Origin of the sequence: Staphylococcus sp. Marseille-Q5304 (genome assembly GCF_943737015.1) — a bacterium.
Taxonomy (GTDB): Bacteria; Bacillota; Bacilli; order Staphylococcales; family Staphylococcaceae; genus Staphylococcus; species Staphylococcus hsinchuensis.
In genome coordinates, this window is the sequence record NZ_CALSFP010000001.1 from 1,928,927 (window position 1) to 1,955,477 (window position 26,551).

At 34.7% G+C, this 26,551-nt stretch carries 19 protein-coding genes and 3 pseudogenes; 9 read left to right on the top strand and 13 right to left on the bottom strand.

Annotated features, from left to right (window positions below):
- Positions 1-5: 5 nt before the first annotated feature.
- Positions 6-4,505, bottom strand: a complete 4,500-nt coding sequence (gene gltB / locus NGI30_RS09620; RefSeq protein WP_251943501.1) for a glutamate synthase large subunit — start codon at positions 4,503-4,505, stop codon at positions 6-8.
- Positions 4,506-4,642: 137 nt separating this feature from the next.
- On the opposite strand from gltB, the gene gltC reads away from it, so the two are divergent.
- From gltC to NGI30_RS09635, 3 genes are all read left to right on the top strand, one after another.
- Positions 4,643-5,530: a glutamate biosynthesis transcriptional regulator GltC gene (gene gltC / locus NGI30_RS09625; RefSeq protein WP_251943503.1), complete on the top strand. Its 888-nt coding sequence runs from the start codon at positions 4,643-4,645 to the stop codon at positions 5,528-5,530.
- 83 nt (positions 5,531-5,613) lie between these two features.
- The gene (locus NGI30_RS09630) at positions 5,614-6,726 is read left to right on the top strand and encodes a YibE/F family protein (protein WP_251943986.1); all 1,113 of its coding nucleotides are present in this window, start codon (positions 5,614-5,616) and stop codon (positions 6,724-6,726) included.
- Complete coding sequence (locus tag NGI30_RS09635) at positions 6,723-7,496, top strand: YibE/F family protein (RefSeq protein ID WP_251943505.1); 774 nt, start codon at positions 6,723-6,725, stop codon at positions 7,494-7,496. The genes NGI30_RS09630 and NGI30_RS09635 overlap by 4 nt, the downstream gene beginning before the upstream one ends.
- A gap of 59 nt (positions 7,497-7,555) precedes the next feature.
- On the opposite strand, the gene NGI30_RS09640 is transcribed toward NGI30_RS09635, so the two are convergent.
- The 3 genes and pseudogenes from NGI30_RS09640 to NGI30_RS11520 all read right to left on the bottom strand — a co-directional run.
- Positions 7,556-8,812 (bottom strand): ammonium transporter, encoded by a 1,257-nt coding sequence (locus tag NGI30_RS09640; protein ID WP_251943507.1) that lies wholly within the window; start codon positions 8,810-8,812, stop codon positions 7,556-7,558.
- 105 nt (positions 8,813-8,917) lie between these two features.
- Entirely contained in the window at positions 8,918-9,457 is a 540-nt protein-coding gene (locus NGI30_RS11515; protein WP_502960386.1) for a GNAT family N-acetyltransferase, read from the bottom strand.
- Positions 9,431-9,796 (bottom strand): annotated as a pseudogene (locus NGI30_RS11520) (NUDIX hydrolase); the annotation flags it as partial. The pseudogene NGI30_RS11520 and the gene NGI30_RS11515, both read right to left, overlap by 27 nt.
- 313 nt (positions 9,797-10,109) lie before the next feature.
- On the opposite strand from NGI30_RS11520, the gene NGI30_RS09650 reads away from it, so the two are divergent.
- On the top strand, positions 10,110-10,391 hold the full coding sequence (locus tag NGI30_RS09650) for a hypothetical protein (protein ID WP_251521171.1): 282 nt from the start codon (positions 10,110-10,112) through the stop codon (positions 10,389-10,391).
- Between the two features lie 88 nt (positions 10,392-10,479).
- Here NGI30_RS09650 and NGI30_RS09655 read toward each other — a convergent pair whose 3' ends face one another.
- The 5 genes and pseudogenes from NGI30_RS09655 to NGI30_RS09675 form a co-directional block, all read right to left on the bottom strand.
- Positions 10,480-11,283 carry a LysM peptidoglycan-binding domain-containing protein gene (locus NGI30_RS09655; RefSeq protein WP_251943511.1) on the bottom strand — a complete coding sequence of 268 codons (804 nt, stop codon included), beginning with the start codon at positions 11,281-11,283 and terminating at the stop codon, positions 10,480-10,482.
- A gap of 155 nt (positions 11,284-11,438) precedes the next feature.
- On the bottom strand, positions 11,439-12,221 hold the full coding sequence (locus NGI30_RS09660) for an arylamine N-acetyltransferase family protein (RefSeq protein ID WP_251943513.1): 783 nt from the start codon (positions 12,219-12,221) through the stop codon (positions 11,439-11,441).
- Between the two features lie 165 nt (positions 12,222-12,386).
- Positions 12,387-13,962, bottom strand: a pseudogene (locus NGI30_RS09665) (DNA-binding protein).
- Positions 13,963-15,313: 1,351 nt separating this feature from the next.
- Positions 15,314-15,673: a winged helix-turn-helix transcriptional regulator gene (locus NGI30_RS09670; RefSeq protein WP_251943516.1), complete on the bottom strand. Its 360-nt coding sequence runs from the start codon at positions 15,671-15,673 to the stop codon at positions 15,314-15,316.
- Between the two features lie 208 nt (positions 15,674-15,881).
- Positions 15,882-17,210, bottom strand: coding sequence for a sodium-dependent transporter (locus tag NGI30_RS09675; protein ID WP_251521185.1), 1,329 nt, complete (start codon positions 17,208-17,210; stop codon positions 15,882-15,884).
- 309 nt (positions 17,211-17,519) lie between these two features.
- On the opposite strand from NGI30_RS09675, the gene brnQ reads away from it, so the two are divergent.
- Both brnQ and NGI30_RS09685 read left to right on the top strand, forming a co-directional pair.
- Complete coding sequence (gene brnQ / locus NGI30_RS09680; RefSeq protein WP_251943518.1) at positions 17,520-18,818, top strand: branched-chain amino acid transport system II carrier protein; 1,299 nt, start codon at positions 17,520-17,522, stop codon at positions 18,816-18,818.
- 151 nt (positions 18,819-18,969) lie between these two features.
- The gene (locus tag NGI30_RS09685) at positions 18,970-19,341 is read left to right on the top strand and encodes an iron chaperone (protein WP_251943520.1); all 372 of its coding nucleotides are present in this window, start codon (positions 18,970-18,972) and stop codon (positions 19,339-19,341) included.
- Positions 19,342-19,468: 127 nt separating this feature from the next.
- Here the strand turns inward: NGI30_RS09685 and NGI30_RS09690 are convergent, their stop codons facing one another.
- Both NGI30_RS09690 and NGI30_RS09695 read right to left on the bottom strand, forming a co-directional pair.
- On the bottom strand, positions 19,469-20,215 hold the full coding sequence (locus tag NGI30_RS09690; protein ID WP_251943522.1) for an alpha/beta hydrolase: 747 nt from the start codon (positions 20,213-20,215) through the stop codon (positions 19,469-19,471).
- Positions 20,216-20,335: 120 nt separating this feature from the next.
- On the bottom strand, positions 20,336-20,881 hold the full coding sequence (locus NGI30_RS09695; RefSeq protein WP_251943989.1) for a hypothetical protein: 546 nt from the start codon (positions 20,879-20,881) through the stop codon (positions 20,336-20,338).
- Between the two features lie 257 nt (positions 20,882-21,138).
- Between NGI30_RS09695 and NGI30_RS09700 the strand changes: the two genes are divergently transcribed.
- On the top strand, positions 21,139-21,864 hold the full coding sequence (locus NGI30_RS09700) for a poly-gamma-glutamate hydrolase family protein (protein WP_251943525.1): 726 nt from the start codon (positions 21,139-21,141) through the stop codon (positions 21,862-21,864).
- A 159-nt stretch (positions 21,865-22,023) separates the two neighbouring features.
- Here the strand turns inward: NGI30_RS09700 and NGI30_RS09705 are convergent.
- A pseudogene (locus NGI30_RS09705) lies at positions 22,024-23,244 on the bottom strand (CynX/NimT family MFS transporter).
- 241 nt (positions 23,245-23,485) lie between these two features.
- On the opposite strand from NGI30_RS09705, the gene NGI30_RS09710 reads away from it, so the two are divergent.
- Both NGI30_RS09710 and NGI30_RS09715 read left to right on the top strand, forming a co-directional pair.
- A complete protein-coding gene (locus NGI30_RS09710; protein ID WP_286009869.1) occupies positions 23,486-24,925 on the top strand; it encodes an MDR family MFS transporter in 1,440 nt (479 codons plus the stop codon).
- Between the two features lie 189 nt (positions 24,926-25,114).
- The gene (locus NGI30_RS09715; RefSeq protein ID WP_251943527.1) at positions 25,115-26,278 is read left to right on the top strand and encodes an MFS transporter; all 1,164 of its coding nucleotides are present in this window, start codon (positions 25,115-25,117) and stop codon (positions 26,276-26,278) included.
- A gap of 49 nt (positions 26,279-26,327) precedes the next feature.
- On the opposite strand, the gene cspD is transcribed toward NGI30_RS09715, so the two are convergent.
- Entirely contained in the window at positions 26,328-26,528 is a 201-nt protein-coding gene (gene cspD, locus NGI30_RS09720; protein WP_251521251.1) for a cold-shock protein CspD, read from the bottom strand.
- Positions 26,529-26,551 lie beyond the last annotated feature (23 nt).

Sequence of the window (26,551 nt, forward strand, 5' to 3'; positions counted from 1 at the left end):
TCATTTTAATAAACTGCACTCAATTGCTTCGTACTTTCTAACTGCTTGCGATCATCGTTGAATGCATTCAACAATGCTTCATCTAAATTTTTTGATTGTTGCTTTTGTAGCTCTATTTTTTGCATCATTAATTTGTAATCTTTCGGTATGACTTTGACTACATATTTAGAAACATTTTCAAAGTCTGATAAAATACGTTTAGCTTTCGTGCTACCTGTATAGTGAACGTGTTGTTCTAACATCGATTTCAATACGTTAAATTCTTCTTCCACTTCCACTCGTTCAAAATCTAACGTCGATAGCTGATTGACTTCAATAAATTGTTGAATATCTGTAGGGAAAATATAAGCCACACCGCCACTCATACCTTGACCAAAGTTTTTGCCAACATCACCAAGCACGACAACTCGTCCGCCAGTCATATATTCGAGTCCGTGGTCACCAATACCTTCAACCACTGCTTCAACACCACTATTTCGTATGCAGAATCGTTCTCCAGCTCTACCATTAATATAAGCTGCACCTTGTGAAGCACCATAGAAACATACGTTACCTACGATAATTTCTTCTTCACGTGAAACATTCGGTGCTTTGACGATAACTTTGCCTCCGGAGAGACCTTTACCGACATAGTCGTTTGCATCTCCTGTATGATGTAGCGTTAACCCGCTTGGAATATAAGCTGCTAAACTTTGACCTGCATGGCCAGTCGTCGTCACACTTATCGTATCTTCCGGTAAGCCTTGTGCGCCGTGCGCTCGTGTAATTGCACTACCAGTAATGACACCAACATCTCGTTGCTCATTTCTGATTTGATATTCGCCCTGATAAGACTGACCTTGTTCAATCGCTTGTTGTGCATCTTCATAGAGTTGCGTTAGATCAAAGCCACGTTGCAAGTGATGATTTTGTTGAATAGAGTTAAATCGTTCTCCTTCGTGACTAAATAATAGTGCTTCAACATTTAACGTCTCTGATTTTGCTTGTGGTGTGGATGATTTATATTTACGTTGCAATAAATCTGTACGCCCAACGAGTTCGTCGACTGATTTTAAACCGAGTTCTGCCAATATTTCTCTGAGTTCTTCTGCTACAAAATGCATAAAATTCACAATATGATCCGCTTTACCTCTAAACAATGCTCGGAGGTCTTGGTTTTGTGTTGCAATACCAACTGGACATGTGTCTTTATGGCAAACACGCATCATCACGCAACCTAAAACAACTAACGGTGCAGTAGCGAAACCAAATTCTTCAGCACCTAAAGCACATGCATATGCTACGTCTTTACCAGTAAGTAATTTACCGTCAGTTTCAACTTTAACTCTTGAGCGTAAACCGTTGAGCATCAACGTTTGCTGCGTTTCAGCCAAACCGATTTCCCAAGGTACACCTGCGTGTTGAATACTTGTCTTAGGTGACGCACCTGTTCCTCCGTCGTAGCCACTGATGACAATTTTATCAGCGTAAGCTTTTGCGACACCTGCAGCAATTGTACCAACACCTGTTTTAGACACTAATTTCACCGTGATGTTTGCATCTTGGTTCGCATTTTTTAAATCATGGATGAGTTGGGCAAGGTCTTCAATTGAGTAAATATCGTGATGTGGCGGTGGTGAAATCAAACCTATACCGGGAGTGGAACCTCTAACTTCTGCAATCCATGGGTAGACCTTTGTACCCGGGAGTTGTCCACCTTCTCCTGGTTTAGCCCCTTGCGCAACTTTAATTTGAATTTCTTTTGCATGTTGTAAATAATCACTCGTAACGCCAAAACGTCCAGATGCCACCTGTTTAATTGCACTTGAATGGTTACGACCTTGTTCATCTATCTTATATCGTTCAGGGTTCTCTCCACCTTCTCCGCTATTACTCTTACCACCCATGCGATTCATTGCCTCAGCTAACGTTTGATGTGCCTCTTCGGAAATTGAACCATAACTCATCGCACCCGTATTGAAACGTTGCACGATTGCACTCGCTGGTTCAACTTCACTAATATCTATAGATTGTTGGCGTTTAAATTCCATTAAATGACGGATGTGATCCGTACGCTTATCATTTACTTCTTGTGAAAATTGTTTAAATTTATCGTAATCATTTGTACGGCACGCCTGTTGCAATAACTGAATTGTCATAGGATTAAATGCATGATATTGACCTTGCTTACGCCATTGGAATGTACTACCTGATTCAATATAGTCACTCTTAGGTGTTTGGCGTGATTTATTTTCCTGATCAATCATCTCAAGTGAAATACCAGAGATCTTCGACTGTGTACCAGTGAAATAGCGTTCTACTACTTCTTCGGATAAACCTACCGCTTCGAAAATTTGCGCCCCTTGATAACTTTGTACGGTAGAGATCCCCATCTTCGCCATCACTTTAATAACCCCTTCAGATAGCGTTTCAGTATATGTTTGAACATTTTCAGCAATGTCACCTGTTAAACGCTCATTTAATACAAGTTGTTCAACCGTACGTTGTGCTAAATAAGGTACGACCGCATTCGCACCATAACCAAGTAAGCAAGCGATGTGATGTACTTCTCTAGCCTCTCCAGATAGTGCCACGATACTTGTATGCATACGTAAATCTTCTCTAATTAATAATTGATGTATATGACTTATTGCTAATAACATCGGCATAGCATAACTAGATTCAGATGTTAATAAGCGATCATCGAGCACAATGATTTCGCAACCTTTATTTACTGCGTCTATCGCTGAATCCCCTAATTTGTCTAGCGCCGTTTCTAAGTCATCTTTGTACAATGTAGATAAATGTTGGACCGAGAATGGACTACTTTCAATAACGTCCAATTGGCTTTCTGTTAATACTGGACGCTCGAGTTGAATTCTGTTTAAAACATTTTGTTCTGGTGTTAATAAATTTCCTTCCCCACCTAAATATGACAACTCACTCGTGACGATTTTTTCACGGTACGCATCTATCGGCGGATTCGTAACTTGCGCAAACAATTGTTTAAAGTAATTGAATAACGTTTCGTCTTGTTCATTTAAGACTGCAATTGGCACATCATACCCCATCGCACCAATTGGATCCTTTTTCTTTTCAACTAATTCTACTAAGTATTTCTCCATTTCTTCTTTTGTATAGACGAATTGCTTTTGCAAACGTGTCAAAGTAGCTTCATCCCATTGATTACTTTGATACGAAACTTGATTTAACTTTAAGTCAATTGTATATTCGTCCAACCAATTTGCGTAAGGACGCTCCTCCGCAATACGAGATTTAAGTGTATTGTTATCTACCACTTTCTGTTCATTAAAATCGACTAATAGTAATTTACCAGGGTTGAGTTGCCCTTTATATGCGACTTCCTCTTCCGGAACGTCAATCACACCTACTTCCGATGAAAATACAATAAAGTTATCTTTAGTAATGGTATAACGACCTGGTCTTAAGCCGTTTCTATCAGTAAGGGCGCCAATTTTATCACCATTACAAAATGAAATCATCGTTGGTCCATCCCAAGGCTCCATTAAATAACTATAAAACTCATAAAAAGCGCGCACATTTTTATCATTTGCCTTGTTATAAACCCAAGGTTCAGGAATCATTAACATCGCTGCTCTTTCAGGTTCCATTGCTAATGATAGAAACTCCAAGGCATTATCAACAATAGCTGAATCACTACCGTCTTCATCTATCACTTCTGTTATTTTATCTTTATCCTCACCAAAGATTGTATCTATTAAGCGGGCTTGACGGGCACGCATCCAATTCACATTACCTTTAATCGTGTTAATTTCACCGTTATGCATCAACAAACGATTAGGGTGTGCACGTTTCCAACTCGGAAAGGTATTCGTACTAAAACGTGAATGTACGAGTCCGAGTTTCGAAACATAATCTGAGTGGTTTAAATCTAAATAAAATGATTTAATTTGATCAGAACGGAGCCAACCTTTATAGACAATCGTACGGTGAGACAAGCTTGTGAAATATAATTCTAAATCGTGCTGTTTCGCATAATATTCAATTTGCTTACGCGCTAAATATAACTTTCTTTCCACTTGGTTAACATCGTTTAAAGCGACGAACACTTGTTGAATGAATGGCATAGTTTCTGCAACGTGCGGAGCGATCGCGCTAGTATCTAAAGGTACTTCACGATAACCTAATACGCGTAATTCTTCTTTTTCGAAATATGCATTAAACTGTGTTTCATGTTGAGAGCCTGCGATTTGATCTTTCGAGAAAAACATACCGACCGCATATTTGCCCTCTTGTGGTAAATCGATGTCTGTATGCTTTTCAAAAAATGTATAAGGCACCTCAGTCATAATTCCGGCACCATCTCCAGTAACACCATCTGCACCGATACCGCCTCGATGATCTAGTCTACGTAACATTTCTAATGATTTTTCAATTATGTTATGTGATCGTTTATTGTCCATATTTGCGTAAAAACCTATTCCACACGCATCATGTTCTTCACGACTGTCATATAAGCCTATCTTTCTATTAGCTTCGCACATGATGTTCACCTCTTTTACGAATTTTCAGAATTTTTAATAATTAAACTATATCGGAGTTGATTCATCTGTTCAATATATAAAATAGATGATATTATTCTAATTATTAGAACGATCAGAAATTTAAGGTGTGAGTTTAGATGGAAATTAAACAATTAAAGTATTTTATCGAAGTGGCTAAAAAGGAGCATTTATCCGATGCAGCACTAGAATTAGACGTTGCCCAGTCAGCAGTGAGTCGCCAAATCTCTCAATTAGAGCGAGAATTACAAGTGACATTATTTAAACGGTCAGGTCGTAATATTTACCTTATTGATGAAGGAAAGCAATTACTCACACATGCCACACAAATGTTAGACCAATTTGATACAACTGTGCGTTTATTTCGTGAACAATCTCAAGCGAATCATTACAAAATTCGCATCGGTTATATCGACAGTTATATTTCGCAAGTACTTACACTATTGATTCAAACTTTCGAACACGTGAGCACTTCCATCGTTGAACCTATGCATATGAATGAGGATGAAATTATCGATGCACTGATGACAGATAAAATAGATATCGCCTTCACCCATTTAGACAACGAAATTAAAAATCTACCTGGCTTGGACATTCGCCCATTATTTGAAGCGTACTATCATATTTACGTCCCTAAATCCGACCCTTTAACAATGGCGACCAATCCGCCATTAATACAATTGGCTGATCAATCAATCTATGCACTTTATCCATTACCTCATTCGATTAAGCAGAAGTTGGCACGCATAGTAAAGTCGCCTATTCATACTATTACATCACCACAGTTAGCAACTTATTTATTGAATCAACAACGCGGATACATCATTACTGCTTCTTATCATTCACTCAATAAAAATGAAGGAGATTGGACAGAAATTTCACTAGCGCATACTGAACTAAAACAAACAGTTTGTAGCGTCGTACGAAAAGATAACAATAAGCAAGATATTCAATTAATGCTATCTACAATTAAACAATTAATGAACCAGGAAAAATCGTTTCATTAACTAAATATTGTATAAATTTTTGATATTTATTGAAAAAAGGGCGTATAATCATACTGTTAATTAAAGGAGGACTGAAAATAATGATGTCTATCAAACAGTGGGTAAAACGTCCTTTCAATATCTTTATCATTTTATTTTGTTTGATATTCCTAGGTTTATTTATTTTTACCCTTATGAACGACCAATTCTATCGAACGCCAATTGGTCAAATCACACACGTTGAACCTCATAAAAGTGAAACGACAACAGATGAACATCATAATAAAGATATAAAACACCAAGATACGTTAACTGTAAAAATATTGAATGGTCAATTTAAAGGAAAATCTACCAATGTTGACAATAAATACGTCGCCTCACAAGCAGATAGCGAAGCATTCTCTAAAGGTAATAAAGTATTATTACATGTCGATCATAAACTTAAAGACGCATACATCACTGAGAAGAAACGTGACAGCCTCGTCGTTGTGGTTACAGGCATATTCTTACTTACACTCTTATGTGTAGGACGCAAAATTGGATTACAATCTATACTTTCATTAATTATCAATACAGCTATCGTTATTTTGGCGATATATATTCACGAAATATCACCACAAATTAACTTATTCGCATTGATGACAGCAGGTGTAGTGTTATCGACAATCATCACCTTATTACTCGTGACAGGTGTACAGTGGCGAACCTTTATAACGATATTAAGTACCTTACTTGGTACATTTGTTTCAATTGGGATTACCCACCTGGTCATCCAGTTAACTGGTGGAAGCGGCTTGAAGTTTGAAACGATGAGCTTTCTAACTTTACCGCCAAAAGAAATCTTCCTTTCATCCGTACTGATCGGTTCACTCGGAGCCGTTATGGATGTTGCCATTACCATTGCAAGTGGTATGTACGAAATATTACGACGTACCCCTGACATCTCGATGACACGATGGGCGCTTGCTGGACGTAATATTGGCCAAGATATCATGGGCACTATGACGAACATCTTGCTCTTTTCTTACTTATCCGGAGCACTACCAATGATTTTAGTCTATTTAAAAAATGCTAATACTGTGACGTATACTATTTCAATGAATTGGTCATTAGAAATTGCTCGAGCGCTCTCTGGAGGTATCGGCATTGTCCTTACTATTCCGATTACCATTGTGTTAATGCAACTTTGGTTTAAAATGCGAGGTGTGAAACAATGAGCGTAATTACAATATTAGGACTTATCCTATTTATATTAATGATTATTTTTGGTGGAAAAAAAGGTCTCATTTCGTATTTAACGTTATTTTTAAATTTCGTGATATTGTTAATCACGATTATCATCATCATGTTTGGTGCACCAATATATGTGGTAACCTTTTTATTCTGTATTGTGATCGCTGCCTGTAATTTATTTGTGCTGAACAGTTATAACACAAAGACGAAAGCAGCATTCTATGCAACGTTACTGACGACTTTAGTACTTATATTCGGTATTTATTTATCTGTTGCTATCGGTCACTTACAAGGCTTTACAACGGAACAACAAGACGAAACATATATTTTCTCAATGAATATTGGTATCGATATGGTTAAATTCATGGTCTTTACTGTAGTGCTAGCAGTGATAGCAGCCGTCATTGATTTAGCCATCACGATTAGCTCTCCTATGTACGAGTTAAGCGAGACGAACCCTAATTTAAGTAGTAAAGCATTATTCCAATCAGGTCTACGTGTAGGTAGAGAAATATTGGCAACCTCAGCAAATACGATATATTTGGCCTATTTCGGAGGCCAGTTAACCTTATTTTTCTGGTTCTTTAAATTGAATTATTCATTTGGACATATTATTAATTCAAAGATTTTTGCACAAGAATTCATTTCAATTCTTCTCGGAGGTATCGCGGTAGCTATCAGTATTCCTATCACTGCTTGGTTGACTGCTTATTTAATTAAGAAACAACAATCTACACATTCTCAAAAACAATAAATACAATTTTCATATAGATACGGTTTGCCACGTTTAATTTGACGACAAACCGTATTTTTTTATTTCTCACTATTTAACTTTTGACTTAAGGGCGACTCCAATGGATTATGATATGCATTTTCACCATGAACGAGCACATCAAATCCTTGTTGTTCTTCCATTTCATCCGCTTCTAAATTACAGAATATTGCGATAATTTTAGCTATCATCAATGTCATTGCTGCACTAAACAAGATTGTCATAATGACTGCGACCAATTGTACTGTTACGGGTAGTATACCACCGCCATGTATCAGCCCGTCCGTAATACCTTCATTTATTTTGTGCGATTGAAAGACTCCCGTTAAGATAGCACCAACTACCCCACCAATCCCATGTATACCAAAGGCGTCTAACGCATCATTATAACGTAACTTTACCTTTATATAATTAATAGCAAAGAAACAACTCACACCACCGATTAGAGCAATAACGATTGCGCTCATATAATCAACATATCCTGCAGCTGGTGTAATCGCAACAAGTCCGGATAACATACCTGATAGCATACCGATAAGGCTCATCTTTTTAGTCATGCAATATTCAATGAATCCCCAACCAAAAGCACCTGCACTTGCTGCGAGCACCGTATTTACAAATGCCACCATTGCAATGTGATTAAAGGTTAATGCACTTCCTACATTAAAACCATACCATCCAAACCAAACAAATATACCACCTAACAACGTAATAATTAGATTATGTGGCGGTCTTTTATCAAAGTTTTTTCCTGCACCAATTAAAATTGCAAGAACAAGACCAGATACCCCCGATGTAATATGGACTACCGTTCCACCAGCAAAATCAATGGCACCAAGTCGATGTATCCAACCACCACCCCAAACCCAGTGAGCTACTGGACTATAAACTACGATAACCCATAAAAATACAAAAATAATGTAAGGTATAAATCTCATTTTTTCAGCAACTGAACCTGATAAAATTGATACTGCTATCGTACAAAACATAAGTTGAAACAGCATATATAATGCAAAGGGAATATGAGGTGATAAACCTTCATGTGTACTGAAACCAACGTGCTGCAAACCGATATAATCGAAATCACCTATCAATATATTGCCCGTACTAAAACTCATACTAAATCCAACTAGTAGCCATGCAAATGTGACTATAACGATTGCAACCATACTTTGCATCACTGTATTCAACACATTTTTCGATTGCACCAACCCTCCATAGAATAAACTCAATCCTGGCGTCATTAACCAAACAAGCAACGTACATAGAAACAAAAATAATGTATCATTCATATTCATTTGACTCACTCCTTTGAAAAACATCATACTGGCACTGTTTTTCAAAAGCAAAAATGCGTCACAAAACATAACAAAATATGTTATGTTTCATGACGCAAGTCTTAATTATTTGATTGGTTGTTTCATCACATAAACAGGTCGGCCTTCTAATTCATCCTCACCGACATATTGATAATAACATCGCTCATAAAGCTTTTGAGCACCAATATTATTATCATTAACCGTTAAGTAAATTTCATCTATTTTAGGCATTTGGTCAGATATAAATTGAGATAGACATTGCATCGCGATATTGCCATAGCCTTTGCCACGGTATCGATTATCTATAGAAAAAGATCTAAAGAATACGGCATTCGGATTCTCAGTATATGGTGCGACACCACCATCTGTATGCAATGTAAAGAATCCGATACATTGGTCCTCGCTATTAAATACAAGTGTTGGATAACGTGAAGGATCTTCTTGTGCAAGTTTAATGTTATCTATCGGTGTCTTCGTAAAATTACGATCTTCGTCCGTAATGGCAATATTCTTAACCGTTTCCCAATCATCCTGTTCATAAAATTTAAAAGATACACTTTGATCTTCTTGTTCTTTCTCATTTAATTTACGATGCGCTATCCACTCTAAAACTGCAGGTGCAATTAACTGTTCATCTGCTTTATTAACCCATTTCAAATCTGTAATCTCTTCGGCAGGTTCAACCTTTGACCAATCAATCGTCTCTGTGGTCTTAAAGCAATTCAACTCTGTCAATGTATCTTTTTGAGGATACGCAGGACCTACGACTGTTCCAATGTAGTGGAATGAAGTTTTCGGAAGATCAAGTTGCAGTTCTTCTTTGACTTCACGTTGTAGCGCTTGAATATAGCTTTCACCTTTATCAATCTTTCCACCCGGGAAATAATATTTCTGTCTATTTCTCGCTTGTACAAGCAATAGCTGATCATTTTGTTCTACAATTAAACAAACACATTTAATCATGTTTCTCCCACCAACCTTTGTCACGTATATTGGGAGTGGCACAGAAATCGAATTTTTAATAAAGATTTCGTAGTCCCACCCCGGCGAGGATGACTAGGATTGAAAAAAGCTTGTTATAAGCGCATTTTCAATTCAGACATCTACTGCCAAGTTGATAAAGAATCTGAGAAACCTATTTTTGTCTCAGACTCCATATTCGTTATTATATTATATATTAACGACAACCGACCACATATATTTAGTCATGTAAAACAAATTGTAGTATGATACATTTGAAACCATTTAAATATACAAATTAATGGAGGTATACAACATGGCTACAAAAACAAAACTTTCAGGTATTACTTCAATTACAAATAGTGCAAGTACAGTATTAGATATCTATAATTCAAATACAAATTACAAAGATAAAAATTTAGTGAAATTAAGCATTGTTTTATCAACAATCGGTGTCATTGATGATTTACTCGTTGCTTTCCAATCTCCGAAAAAGATTAAAAAAGTGTTCTCACTACTATTACTGAGTGTGACACTCGTGCGCAACGTGATGCAACTGAAACTATTAAAATTAAAAGAAACTGAACAAAGTGAATAAATCTATTTCACCCAAAAATAAAAACGCTTAGGTTATGATGGATGTGACCACATAACCTAAGCGTTTAATTTTTATATTAATTCACTTATTAGTGAATATATTGATAATAGCTAACTTGTGATGCAGGAATTGTTCTGTAAGTAACAATCCCCGGTGCAGCACTGTAATTCATTTCTGAAACAGTGATACTACCGTCAGAATGAACAGATTCTACAAAAGCTACGTGTCCGTAATAACCTGAATCACTTTGTAAGATAGAACCTACAGTCGCTTTATAATTTACAGTATAACCATCTGCTGCTGCAGCTGTATCCCAGTTATTAGCATTCCACCAGTAAGTACTGATACCTTTCCCAATTTGAGCTCTTCTATTAAAGGCATGATATGTACATTGTCCCCATGTATATAAATTCGAGTGATGGAAAATAGGTGTATTGTAACTACTACTTGAACTTGTTGAAGTTGAACCACTTCCACTTGTAGACGTAGTTCCAGAAACCTTTAATTTCTGTCCAGGATAAATATTGAAGCTTGTTAAGTTATTTAAGCTCATAATTTTTTGATATGTAGTGCCATATTTTGCAGCAATTCCTGATAAAGTATCCCCTGACTGAACTGTATATGTCGTACCAGTTGATGTGCTGCTCGTACTTGTTGAAGTACTTGTACTCGTTGTTCCAGAAACTTTCAATGTTTGATTTGGAAAAATCACATTTGAAGATAGGTTATTTAATGACTTAAGTTTCGAAACTGAAATGTTAAACTTATTCGCTATTGACCAAAGTGAATCGCCGCTCTTTACTGTATAAGTCGTTGATGCCTCTGCATGAGTTGATGCAACTGCTGCTACCGCACTTGTCCCAATAACAGTTGCAATGATTTTTTTACGCACAATGTAAACCTCCCAATATTTTTTTGCATCTTGCGCTCGTTAACACTTAAACATTATACACTTCCAATTGCTAATTTAATATATAATTTTTATGACATTCTGATTACATTAACAAATATATAGAATAATTACATAATAGGGAGGCGAGTAAGCGTTTACTTTTCGAAAGGTTTTATTTTAATATTGGATATACCGAAATCATTTTGTAATATTTTCTTATATTCACTTTGGTTTATAGATTTCTTCATTTTTCGACCGTAGACGTTATATATGAGTTGTTGATTGAATAGTGTAATTCGACCATATGTTTTCGCTTTACTAACGAGTAACTGTTGTACAAAAAGTGACTCAGAATCATATTGATTGAAATAAATACCGTCAGAGAAATGTGCTATCTCTTTAGTTTCGTCAATTACTTTATATTGTGTTTGCCACTCCTCTGATTTAAATTTCTGTAATTCGTATTGATTTGCATCAGTTTGTTGAATCCGAAATTGACCCGTAACATCATTAACCACTGTACCTTCAATAGGTAACGCGACGGTCGGTACATCAGCGTATCCAACATCGACAATATACTTCCCACTATCCAACTTTACAATCAACGCCATATGGCTGCCTTCTTTTGCCCAGGCATCTCCATTAGCAACTGTACCAGCAACGATGTATACCTCAAATCCCTTACTTTTTAAATAATTATGGAAAAAGTGATTTTGTTCGTAACAATATCCTCCGCGGTGTTGGTCGACAATTTTTTCTAGCATCGCTTCATCATTTAAAGCAATCGGTTCCCCATTTTGAACATTAATATTTTCAAAAGGTACATGCATCACATATTGATGTATATAATGATTCAACGTTTCCAAATCTGTTTGATGATATAAATCATTTTCAATTTTTAAATAGTGTTCTAATTTTGTAAAATCCACCACAGTCATCCTCCCTTTATAAATTAGTGTTTTCACTTTAACAGAGATTGCTTTAATACTACATAAAATAAGAGATTAAGACCGACTACGTATTAATACGAGAATACTGCATGATTCTCTGCGACGTAGCGTCTTAACCTCTGAATAATATCATTGTTTATTTAGTTTTTATCATTAATCTAATGATTGTGTTGCAATTGCTTTGCTACCTTGCTTTAAGCGAATATTAGCACCACTTAAGTCGTCACTTACTTTAGCTGTTAGTGTTAAAGTAGCCGTTCCATTATCGTCTGTTTTCACTGACTGTTTATCACTGTAGCCAGGATTGCCGAATGACGAACCGTCATTAGAGAAAGCTACCAATTTGTTGTCCGCCATCTTTGTATATGCCGACTGATAAATCATTCACTGTTGTATTCTTTTCAAAGCCACTTAATTTAACTGTAACTTTAAATGGTTCATTAGGTTGAACATTTTGTGGTAACACAAATGAAGCATCGCCACTTGTAGATGGCGCATCACTCGTGCCACCATTATCTGAATCGCCTGATCCTCCGTTATCACTTGTATTGTCACCACCAGATTGTTGTTCGCTACCATAACTACCTGGTTTAAATGTTGAACGATCATACCATTTATATCCTTCTTCTGGTTGAGACCAAGGTTCTTTTTGAGGTTCTGTTGAATTTTCAGGTTGTTCAAAATCTAATAGCGGTGTTTTTTCATCTAACTTAACGCCACTGTCTTTAATAGATGTAGCGTCATCTGATTTACCAAACCACTCTGTGATATTTTTTAATAATTGGCCATTATCTTGTTCTTTAAATCCGTCATATGTTTTCTTTGAACTTCCATTGTCTTCACGTTTGTATTTTGGTGAACTGTCTTCAACCATCGAAGAATCACCGACAAATGCTGCTTTCCCTTTACCTAACTTAGAAACTGCAACATATGGCCCTTCTTTCTTTCCGCCGCCATTATAAATACCTTGGTCTACCGAATGTGACCATTTTTGACTTGAAGATAAATTTTCAGGCATATAAACAATACCCTTTGCTTTTTCAGGGTCAGTAATTGCTAAAGTTGAACCTGAATGCATAGAAATTGAGTTCACACCTTTAGTAATTCCAAAGCTATTTTCACTTGATTCAATATTTTGCGTATTTAAGTTACCTAACGCATTGTAACGGAATTTTACACCGAAATTTTGTGATAACCAATCTGAGCTTTGAACCCCTTGCATTGCCTTTGAGTTTTTCTCTCCGCTACTCATATCTTTTGTCATATCATTATATGCACCACGACGATAACCATTCATCGCTTCTGATGAATCAATACGATTTAAATTTCTGTCAGCATTATAATGGTCAGAAATAAAAATCACATTTCCTCCATTTTTAACGTAATTCACTAAAGCTTGTTGTTCAGTTGCTTTAAAAGGAATATTAGCTTCAGGTATTACAAGTGTTTTCGCCCCACTTAAGGAATCGTCATTAATATTTGCTTGACCATCAAGTTCTTTCACTTGGTAACCTTGTGATTTCATAGAATCTGCGTAATCTGAAAAACCACCATCAATAACCCAGTCAGCAGCTCCTGCAGTTTGGCCATGAGAGTTATCGAATAAGATCGTTTGTTGATTTGATGTTGCTTCTGATTGTTCAGCTGTCGTTGCTTGTGCAGAATGAACTGTCGTTACGGTAAACATTGACGCTAAAAGTGTTGAACCTAAAACTTTAACTATTTTCATTTATATAAAGTCCCCTTTTAAAAAATATGTATCATCTAAAGAGTATAATATAATTTATATAGATATGAATTGACTTAACTCAAACTTAACAAAATCTTAGTACTGAGTATTAATTACTTTGTATAAATAATAATCCTTTTAAATTAATCTAAAAGAACAAGTTAGTATTCTTTCTTTAAATGACTGTTTTAAAATGATGAATTCATTTATATTTAATTTTTCGAACCTTTAGACAGTTTTGCATTCGATAATGTATTTATTTTAAATTTTGGTTCACTTAAGCACTTATTTTAATGAGTTAGTTCATTTTTGTCTTTTGTTGTAAAAAGTAAGATATAGTGAAATTAACTTATTAAGAGAGGTGAATAACATGACTGCAATCATCGATATCATCAAAACAATCATCGGTCTTATCAAAGGCGACAAATAATTTCAATTTATAATATACAGGTTGGTGAAACTTCACCAGCCTTTTTTATTTGTAAAATCGTTTTAACTCATAACTTTCCCTTAACCTCAATACGACTTATACGGAAATACTTAAATTAAATTTAGTATGCTATATCGTACTTATTATCAATTTTCATTTATAGACACTTTTTGACTCTTGGTCGTACCTATTTGTTTTTTTCTCACCATTTAAGCATGATTTTTAATGACTTAGGGGATATTTAACAAGATATAAGCACGATATATTATATTGAAGTTAACAAATTAAGAGAGGTGAGTAACATGACTGCAATCATCGATATCATCAAAACAATCATCGGTCTTATCAAAGGCGACAAATAATTCTTATTAAATTGAAAAATCTTGAGATACTTAACTCTCAATTTATAATAAAGTGACGATTTCTAATTTGATATTAGAAATCGTCACTTTTTTTTATACTTTTTACCGCCCGAATATAAACCACACTTAAAAACTCAAAAATTAATTATTTTTTTAATCAATTAAAAAATATACAGTTTTGTATGCGAATTCGTTTCTTAATTTAAAAAATAAACATATAGGTATCTATTTTAATGAATTAGGAAAAAATAAACTCAAAAATGAAAAAACATATTATAGTTTAATTAACAAATTAAGTGAGGTGAATAACATGAGCTTAATCTTCGATATCATCAAAAAAATCATCGGTCTTTTCACAGGTAAATAATAACTATAGCCAAACGAACAAAGAGTCTGAGACAAAAATAGGTGTCTCAGACTCTTTATCAATTTGGCAGTAGATGACTGAATTGGAAATACGCTTATAACAAGCTTTTTTCAATTCTAGTCATCCTTGCCGGGGTGGGACAACGAAATCTCTATTAGCAAATTCGATATCTGTCCCACTCCCTTATATTAATTATTTAGGTTGTTCTCCATAACGTTTACCATAGCTTTCCATTAAATCAATAATCGGTAATAAATCCTTTCCTTTATTAGTTAAACTATACACGACTTTAGGTGGCACTTCTGGATAAACTGTACGTTTAATTATTTCATCTTTTTCTAATTCACGTAATTGCTTCGTTAAAGACCCTTGAGAAATATCAGATAAAAACTTCTTAATATGATTATAACGACGGTCTTTCTCTTTTAAATACCAAATTATAAGATTTTTATATCGACCTGACAGGACCTTTTGAGTATAAGCAATGCCATAAATATCGCGATGTTCTTCAATAACTTCTTGATCAAAGCCATAATTACATATTTTAACCATTTAAATCCTCCATTTCACAAAGGTACAACAATTGTTATAGATGTTGTTATTCATTTAACAACAATACACGAATATGTGCGATAATCCGAAAAATTTGTTTTAAATCACACATTATTAAACGTAGTTAAACTACACTTCTAAAGTGATATATATAAAGAGTCTGAGACAAAAATAGGTGTCTCAGACTCTTTTTGAAATAGTTATTAAATTAAATAAATTGAACAATAAATATGACAATAATAACGATAGGTAGTACGAATTTTACTAAATAATACCATGGTAAGAATAACTTAAATCGATTATTACCAAAGTGTTCTTTCAGTTCATTTTTATTTAATAAATGACCAACAACAAGTGTTGTCCCTAATGCGCCTAATGGCATTAAAATATTAGAAACTAAAAAGTCCATATTATCAAAAATAGTACCTGCGCCAAATTTAATACCGCTCAAACTACTAAAAGATAATGTTGCTGGAATACTGATAATAAACACTAAAATACTTGCCCAAAAAGCTACTGGTTTACGTTTCGTATTATCATTTTTAGTGAAATTCGATACATTTAATTCTAATAATGATATAGATGATGTTAATGCTGCAAATAAGAACAAGATTAAAAAGATTAAATAGAACCCTGAACCGAATGCCATTTGATCAAATACTTTCGGTAGTACTTTAAATAACAGTCCTGGCCCTTCTGTCGGTTTATAACCAAATGATTTAATTGCAGGGAATATCGCTAAACCGGCCAGCACTGAAACTAAAATATTCATTAGTACGATAGAAACTGCTGATGTTTTAATCGGCATATCTTTCGATGCGTAACTTGCGTAAGTAATCATTCCAGTTGTCCCTAAAGATAATGTGAAAAATGATTGACCTAACGCAAATAGTACGCCTTCCATCGATACATCTTCAAGTCGAGGTTGTAATATATATTTCAACCCTTCGATTGAACCATCAAGTGTTAACGATTTAACAACAATAATGATTAAAAAGATAAATAGCAGTGGAATCATAAATTTAGATGCTTTTTCAAGGCCTTTTTCTACGCCTAACATGACGATAAGCATCGTTAATAATATAAACACGCCTTGGCCAATTAATGTTAACACCGGACTACCAATAATCGACTCAAACTGAATTTCTCCAAGTTTCGTCTGATTAAATGACAATATTTGTGCTGCTACATTAAAAATGTAAATGATAATCCAGCCGCCAATAACACTGTAAAAGCCGAATAATACAAATACCGCTAAATTACCGTTCCAACCTATTATATTTAACCATTTCTTTTGTGTTAGTTTACTATATATTTTAGTCGTATAAGTCTGTCCCATTTTGCCGACTGTAAATTCCATAATCAGTAATGGCAGTCCTACGAAAATTGTAAATATGAGGAACATTAATAAAAATGCTCCGCCCCCATATATACCTGCCATATAAGGAAACTTCCACATCGCACCTAAACCAATTGCAGAACCAGCACTTGCTAGAATGAAACCTGTCGAGGTTTTCCATTGCGATTGTTTATCCATAGTTTTTCATTCCTTTATTTTAACTTTATTGCGTTAAAGCGTTTATGTAATATAGCATTTACTATATCATTTTTAGTGTATTCTCTCAATAGGAATTTAACTTTTATACGAAAAATACTAAATACTGATCTTCCTATATAAAAGTCATAGCACTGGATAAACAACCCTTTTTCCTTCAATTTCTAGTAATATATGTCTAATTTATGACCAGAATAATGAGTTAATACTTCAAATATTATAAATTATCTTTTATGTTAAAGTTCGTTATGTTTTCTTAGAACAAACTCCCTTAAAATTGAGGTATTGGAAATGAATAAACTTATTATTATCTCAGGTCTTATGCTTTTTTCATTTTTCTTTGGTGCTGGAAATTTAATCTTTCCACCGATGTTAGGTTATACAGCACAAGGAAATATGTGGCTTGCAATGTCCGGTTTCGCCATTACAGGTATACTTTTGCCATATATTACCGTAATTGTCGTTGCATATATGAATGGCGGTGTTGAGAGTATCGTGAACAAAGTACATCCAGTCTTTGGTACGATATTTGCGATTTGTATCTATTTATCTATTGGGGCACTCTATGGTATACCACGTGCAGCAAACGTCGCTTATGAAATTGGAACAAACCATGTGTTACCTGTACATAACCATTTCACGCTTATCGTATTTTCAGCGATATTTTTCCTAATTGTATATTTTATCGCTTTATACCCAAACCGTATCGTGGATAATCTCGGAAAATATTTAACACCTTTACTCATCATTATCATTGCAGTCCTTTGTATCCTTGTAATTATCCATCCTGAAGGCTCTATCGGTGAACCTACAGGTAAGTATACAAAAGCACCAGTCGTGCCAGGTATATTAGAAGGTTATTTCACAATGGATTTAGTTGCTGCGTTAGCCTTTTCAGTCGTTATTGTACAAATGTTTAAAATTAAAGGCATTACAGATCAAAAAACACTTGTAACGAACGTGATTAAATCTGGGTTTATTTCAGCTATGTTACTTCTCATTACTTATTTCGCACTCGCTTACGTAGGTGCCACAACGGATAAACCTGGTCTGAAAGATGGTACCGACATCTTAACGTTTAATTCATTACGTGTCTTTGGCTCTTACGGAAACTTAGTATTTGGCATTATTATTATCTTGGCTTGTCTAACAACATGTGTAGGTTTAGTAAATGCATGTTCTGCCTTTGCCATGAAAAAGTTACCAAAGATTTCTTATAAAATGTTTGTCCTAATCTTTACACTAGTAGGATTCTTAGTTTCTACACTCGGTTTAGACTTAATCTTGCAAATTGCAGTACCATTACTTACATTTATTTATCCAACATCTATTGTACTCGTACTGATTTCATTGGTAAGTATTTTCATACCTTATGAATTGAAATTTGCATTTATCTTACCAGCATGTGTGACGTTATTCATTTCAATTTTACAAATCATTTCTGATTTCAAAATATTAAAACCTGTAACAGTACTTTATAAGTCATTGCCATTATCGAGTATACAACTGGCTTGGCTCATACCATTTATCATATTGTTAATTATTGGTATAATTGTCGATTATTTCCTGAGAAATAGAAAATTAGCATAGTTCAAATAGAACCTTACAATATATAAAATAATGAAATCCTCTTACAATGATGAATGTAAGAGGATTTTTTTGCTATTGCAGTTAAAAATAGCCACTCCGTTTGAGCTTGTGTTATATTTTTATTAATAATTACTAGAGAAGGATGGGAATTATGACTGAATTTAACTCATTTATTGAATCTATCGAAAAGCCTGAAGACCAAGAAACGATGCGTAACATATTTAACTGGATGGACGAAAACTTTCCTCAACTTGAAACAACCGTAAAATGGAACCAACCTATGTACACAGATCACGGCACTTTCATCATTGCATTCAGTAAAGCTAAAAAACACTTCTCAGTCGATCCAGAATCCAAAACCATGGAACAGTTTAGCGAGCGTATTGAACAAGCTGATTACGCACAAACACCTAACCTATTCAAAATACAATTGACTCAAGAAATAAACTTCGACCTGCTCAAAGACATTATTACTTACAATATTGAAGATAAAAAAGACTGCTCTACTTTTTGGAGAAAATAAATAACTGGAATTAACAATCAAATCACATAATGAAGCACCATACCAACTTTAAATGATATTTAATAAAAAGCCGCAATTGAATTGTCTCAATTGTGGCTTAATCTTTTCTAATATTCAATGGATTCATCTATACATCTAAGTGATCTTCGAAAAATGCTATGATTTCTTGTTCAACCGCTTCACGACCTGATCCATGTGTCATTAAATGTTTTGAATCGGGAAATCCATTTAAATATTTCGTTTCATGGCCAATGTGATCATGAATATACTGTGCACTCGTGCGATAATCTGGGTCATCTTGCAAACCATAATTAATTGTAATAGGTGCAGTGATTTTATCTAAGTTATTCATAATATCTTCAACCATAAATTGAAATTTATTGAGTTCATCACTATATGTGTCAATCGAGTCTAATTGCTTAGAAATTTGTGCATCATCTAACCCTACGACTTGACCCATGCGTTGACAATAGTTGTTTAATCGATGTGCTAACCCTGCATCACTTTTCTTATAAGGTGTAGACATAATCGCAATTGCTTCAATATCTTCTTTTTCAGCCAATTTTAACGACAATAGCCCTCCTAAAGAAACACCGCAAACACTTACTTTATTATATCCTTGTTCAGTTAAATATCGGTAAGCCGTTAATGCATCTTGCCACCAATCATCAGTCCCATATTCCATAAATTGGTCTAACATTAAACCATGGCCTTTATATGCAGGGACGTAACATGTAAATCCAGCTTTATGTAATTTCGTAGCGAGTAATTTAACGTCTCTCACTGTACCTGTAAATGAGTGCAACAAGATAATTGCATGTTCGGATGATTTATTTTCTAAAAAAATTGAATCTGGTTGTTTTACATTAATCATTTTTAACACTCCGTCTAAAATTTACAATCCTCTTATTTCCAATTGTACAATAAAAATCCTCTCAAAATAATAAATGAAGATTATTATCTCGAAAGGATTAACTTCTACTTTAAATCTATATTAAGTACTTTGATTAGCACTAAAGAACTGTAGCTCATAAATTGATTTTTCATTAAATGTATTAAAGCTATCGAGCTTACCATTTAAGTGTAGCTCTTGTACTTTACGACTCACATTGTGTTTATAAAAAATCTTAATGTGTAAATCAGTTTCATTCGCATTTGAACGAATTGTATTATCAAGTTCTTTAAATACATCTCTATTTATTGGTAATAAATACCCTTCTTTACTAGGTAAAATATTAACATATTTTTCCTGTAGTACATTGTTATTACCGAGGAAGATTTGTACCTTAATCTCTTTTGCTGCGCCACCTCCAAGGTTGTACATCTTCAAGAAATCTTGGTCAGTGTTTTCTTCATTTACATTGCCTGTGTTTCTTAGTTGTAACCCGTCTCCATCTTTAATAATTAATATTTGGTTAAAGCTTAAAGCTGGGATAAAACTTATTCTCATTTGATATAACTGAATACTTACTGAGACAAAGTAAAATAGTGCCATGATAAAGGTTCCTATTGAACCTATTGCTGAAATAATACTTATAATAATAAAAACCTCCAATTTTCAATTTATTCATATCTTATATAACTTTTACATTTTTTCTATGACTAAAACATATTTAATTAAATTTATCATTAAAGTGAACTTTTTTATTAAATTCCACTACATGTTTTTATCAAATATAAACAGGGAACTGACAAATAGTTATCCGAAATTTTAATACTTTTACATCTTTTGCATTTGTAATCTTTTTAAATTTCGTACTTTTTTCTAACATTATTCTAAGGAATTAGGAGTAGCTTATGTTTAAATCTAATGCTTTATCACGTTATCTTTCTATCCCTGCCAAATTCATCTTAGCGTCAGGGCTCATTATCATCATGATCTTACTTATTTCTTATAAACCGATCTTTGCAAGTGATGAGTACGACTCAATGACAGACCTCATGGAAGATACTAAGGAAGGTGAAGATTGGGTTATTTTCAAAAATGTTGCCGGTAGCGATACTCTCATTGCGGCAATTCATGGTGGGAATATAGAAGCCGGAACTACTGAATTAGCAAAATTGACTGCAAATTTAGGGACTTATAATTATTATACGTTTAAAGGTATAAGAAGAACGAATAATGATGAACTGCATGTCATTTCTACAAATTATAATGAACCTACTTTAGAAGAAATGCAGGAAAAAGTATCCAACTCCGTTATGATTCACGGGGCCCACGGTAATGAACCTGTAGTATATTTAGGCGGTAAGGATAGCGATTTAAGAGAAGAAATTGGCGATAATCTAGAAGACAAAGGCTTCAATGTAGAAGAAACTCCTGATTATTTAGAAGGCCGTTCCGATGACAATATTGCAAATAAGAATGGTAAAAAAGCCGGTGTTCAACTCGAACTAACGACCGCCTTACGTCAATCATTTTTCAAAAATGATGATCTTTCTGCATTCAATAGAGAAAACGCGGATAACTGGACTGAAGAGATGCATGACTTTGCTGAAGCAATTCATGAAGCCGTCCATTAACCTTAATTGTCTCTTATTAAATGTCTACCTCACGAAGGCGACAAAGAATAATATAACATTTGACTATACAAGATACAATGATTGTTTAATAAAACCCCAATATGCTAATCGTTTCATAGCATATCGGGGTTATTTTATATAAATATACAGTTATCTCATCTATTCATCTTCCACTACTCTGTCTTTCGCTGCACCTAAACCGAAGATCATAAAACATATTGCCATCAATAATAGCGTACAAATACCAGTTACCCAAGAGCCTGAAACATCATATAAATAACCTATTAGGAATGGGCCTAATGCAGCAATCAAATATCCCACTGATTGACCAAATCCTGATAATTTAATACTACCTAGATGTGTACGTGACCTTAATGAAAAGAAAACCATACTCAAACTAAATCCTGCTCCCATCGCTAATCCTGAAATAATCATTCCTAATACAAGCATAACGATAGAATGAGTGAAGAATAAGCTAAACCCTACGATAAACAAAGCACTAATGATTAATATCATGAGACGCTGATCTTTTATTTTAGATGCAATAATTGGAAAAACAATTGTCATCGGTACTTGTGCAAATTGATTCATCATCAACAAATAACCCGATAGCGACGGAGAAAGTCCCCGACTCATAAGAATTGAAGGTACCCACGTAACAACACTGTAGAAGATCATAGATTGAAACCCCATCATCAAAGCGAGTAGCCAAGCAACTTTAGAATTAACAACCTTTACTGATCCAGTAGCTGTATTTGTCTTTGATTTATGTTCGTGTGAAGAAAGCTTCTCAAGATTTACATTTTCACGTAATTTGAATATCCATAATACAAATGCTATTACTGCGAAGACGACCCAAAATACCAATGAGAGTCTATAACCTAATTGCGACATTGAAGCTAGTGGTACGCTAAGTCCCCCGCCTAATCCTGCAGTAAAGTTCATTGTGCCACTATAAAGGCTTGTCATTATGCCAATATGTAAAGGAAAAGCCCATTTCACAAAGCTTGGCAAGACAACGTTACCGATAGCTATCGCAACTCCTAAAATCAAGGTGCCTATTAAAAAGAGCTCAACGCCACCAACTACTCGCAAACATAATCCAATCATTAACGTAATCATCGCATAAAATATCGTTTTAGACATTGTAAATCGAGCGGTTAACTTCGAAACTTAAGGCGATGTTATTGCAAACATTAACAGCGGAATCGTAGTTAACATGCCCGCTACTTTGTGATTCAGATGTAACGACGACTTGATTTCATCGATTACTGGTCCTACTTTTGTAAGAGGCGCTCTTAATGTAGAAGCAAAAAGTATAATTGCTAAGACGAGTAACCAGTTTCGTTTATTTCCGATAATAGTTTCAGTTTCTTTCATCTTTATCTCTCCTCTATAATATCGGTGTGTATACTATTACTTCCACTTTTAAAATCAATTATATTAAGTTTAACATTTAAAACATTAGTATGTTGGATATGCATATGAGTGGGAGTAGTTTTATCTTTTTTAAAAACTTAAATAGCCATTTTAATAAAACGTTCGAAAAAATGGTTTGCCAAGCTAACTAAAAAGGATTAAAATAATTTATTGTGATCAATTAAGAGAGGAGATGTATACGGTGACAGGTCATACGTTGTCTACCAAAAAAAGAAATACAATTATTTTAGTCATGCTTAGCAGTGCATTTGTAGCTATGCTTAACCAAACACTACTCAACACTGCTTTACCGGCCATTATTTCAGGATTGAAGATTTCTGAAACGACTGCACAATGGCTCATAACAGGATTTATGCTCGTTAACGGAATCATGGTACCTTTAACAGCATACTTAATGGATAAATACCACACGAAACCACTTTACATCTTCTCCATGAGTATGTTCTTATTAGGTTCAATCATCGCAGCGCTAGCCCCCTCATTTGGACTATTGATGTTTGCCCGTGTAATACAGGCAATTGGCGCAGGGGTGCTCCTACCTCTTATGCAATTCACAGTTTTCACGCTATTTCCAGCTGAGAAACGCGGATTTGCAATGGGTCTCACAGGTATCGTTGCTCAATCAGCACCTGCAATTGGCCCTACTTTAACAGGGTTACTAATTGATGCATTCAGTTGGAGAGTGCCATTCATTGTTGTAGCCGTTATCGCATTAATTGCCTTTATTATTGGAAGTATCTTTGTAGAAAGTAATAACGAAACAAAAGATACAACGTTAGACAAACCTTCTGTGATTTTTTCAACTCTAGGTTTTGGCTTAATGCTTTATGCATTTAGTAGCGCTGGTAATCTTGGTTTCTCATCACCGATTGTTATCATCGCTTTAGTATTAGGTCTCATCATCGTTGCAGTCTTTGTGACACGTCAAATCAAACTCGACAATCCATTATTGAATATGCGCGTATTTTCAAATAAAACATTTACTTTAGCTGCTTTCGGTTCAATGATTCTCTTTATAGGAATCGTCGGCCCTGCATTATTAATTCCAATGTACGTTCAAACTGGACTAGGATTAACTGCTATATTATCAGGACTCGTAATCCTACCCGGTGCAGTCGTTAATGCCTTTATGTCAGTTTATACCGGAAAAATTTATGATAAGTTCGGTCTAAAAGTATTAGCCGTACCTGGTTTCATATTATTAATTATCATGACAATATTACATTGTTTCTTAACAGTGGATACGCCTTATTGGTACGTCGTTGTTATTTATGCGATTAGAATGTTTGCTGTAGCGCTTATCATCATGCCTTTAAATACAATTGGGGTAAATGCTTTAGAACCTCAAAATATTTCACATGGTACTGCCATTATTAACTCATTAAGAATTATTGCAGGTGCAATCGGTACAGCAATTATGATTACAATCATGGCAATCGTAAGAAAGAACTACACAGCACAAACACATTCAGGTGAAACAAAACATCAAATGATACAACACGCTACCGTTATTGGCGTCGATACCGCATTCTTCTTTACGACAATACTATTAGTCGTAGGCTTTATACTCACGCTTATGATTAATACAAAACAACAAAAGACTGCATCTAACACTAAATAATGAATATAGAAAAAGACGAGCCTGATGGCTCGTCTTTTCTTATGTATGCAGAATACTACTGAACTCTTAGTAAACTATATAACTATACGTTTTGAGCATAATTGATAATAGTTAATAGGTATTTGTTATACATAGAATTGTCACTTACACTTTTTATATCAAGTAATTATGATATAGGAGTGTTTGAACATGAAAAATAGTAAGGTGATTATCCTTATTTTAACAATTGGTGTTTTTGGAATATTGAATACTGAAATGGGATTTATTGGGCTAATCCCTGAAATTGCTAAGCACTTTAATGTTAGTACTTCAACTGCAGGGTGGCTCGTTTCTGCATTCGCTATTGGCATTGCAATTTCTGGACCAATTTTACCTTTGCTAATGTCAAAGTTTGAAAGAAAGAAAGTGATGGTGCTCGTACTTACAATCTTCGTAATAAGTAATATAATTTCCGTGTTTACGACAAGCTTTGCGGTGCTCTTAATAGCACGCATCATTCCTGCTATATTCCATCCGGTTTATACTGCATTAGCGTTTTCAGTAGCAGCAAATACTGTAGAGGAAAAAGAGGCACCTAAAGCTGTATCGCGTGTCTTTATTGGAGTCTCAGCTGGGATGGTCGTAGGTGTGCCTATCGTTAACTTTTTAGCCATCCATTTCAATTTACAAATCGCGCTCGCTTTCTTTGCGGTAATTAATGTGATTGTGTTAATTTTTACGATTCTGTTTGTTCCTACTATGCAACCAAATGAAACTCAAGGTTATAGCACTCAACTAAGTGTATTAAAGCGACCTTTAACTTGGATTTCTATTATAGCCGCATTAGTATTTAATGGCGCCGTATTTGGTGTTTACAGTTATTTAACTGATTATTTAAATACAGTGACAAATATGAGCGGTAACCTTGTTGCGATTACTTTATTTTTATATGGAATTTCAAATATCGGTGGAAATATTTTAGCTGGAAAATTATTAACGACAATACCGAAGAAAACAATGTTGTGTCTTCCATTTGGCTTAATTATAGTTTATGTGTTGATGTTTAGTTTCGGTTCATTCCTCGTACCGATGCTAATTATTACAATCTTATGGGGATTATTAGCAGGACTCAATACTAATATTACTCAATTTATGGTTACAGATGCTGTGCCTGATGCTCCTGACCTATCCAACGGTATCTTCTTATCATCTGTAAATGTTGGTACAACTTTAGGAACATTTATTGGTGGTATGTTTATCGCTACACTCGGTTCAAACTTCGTCGTATGTGTGGGTCTCATCGCAAGCGTATTAAATATCTTATTAATTATTATACGACATAAACATTCACAAACACCTATCATATCGAATTAACAGCAAATAAAAAAGACGAGCCTGGTGGCTCGTCTTTTCTTATAAGTTATTATTTTTTAACAACGTTAGCTGCTTGAGGACCGCGGTCGCCTTCAACAACTTCAAATTCAACTTCTTGGCCTTCTTCTAATGATTTGTAGCCTTCTTGAGCGATAGCTGAAAAATGTACGAATACGTCATTTCCACCGTCAACTTCAATAAAACCAAAACCTTTTTCTGCATTAAACCATTTAACTGTACCGTTATTCATAATAAACTCCTTTATGTGTGCTT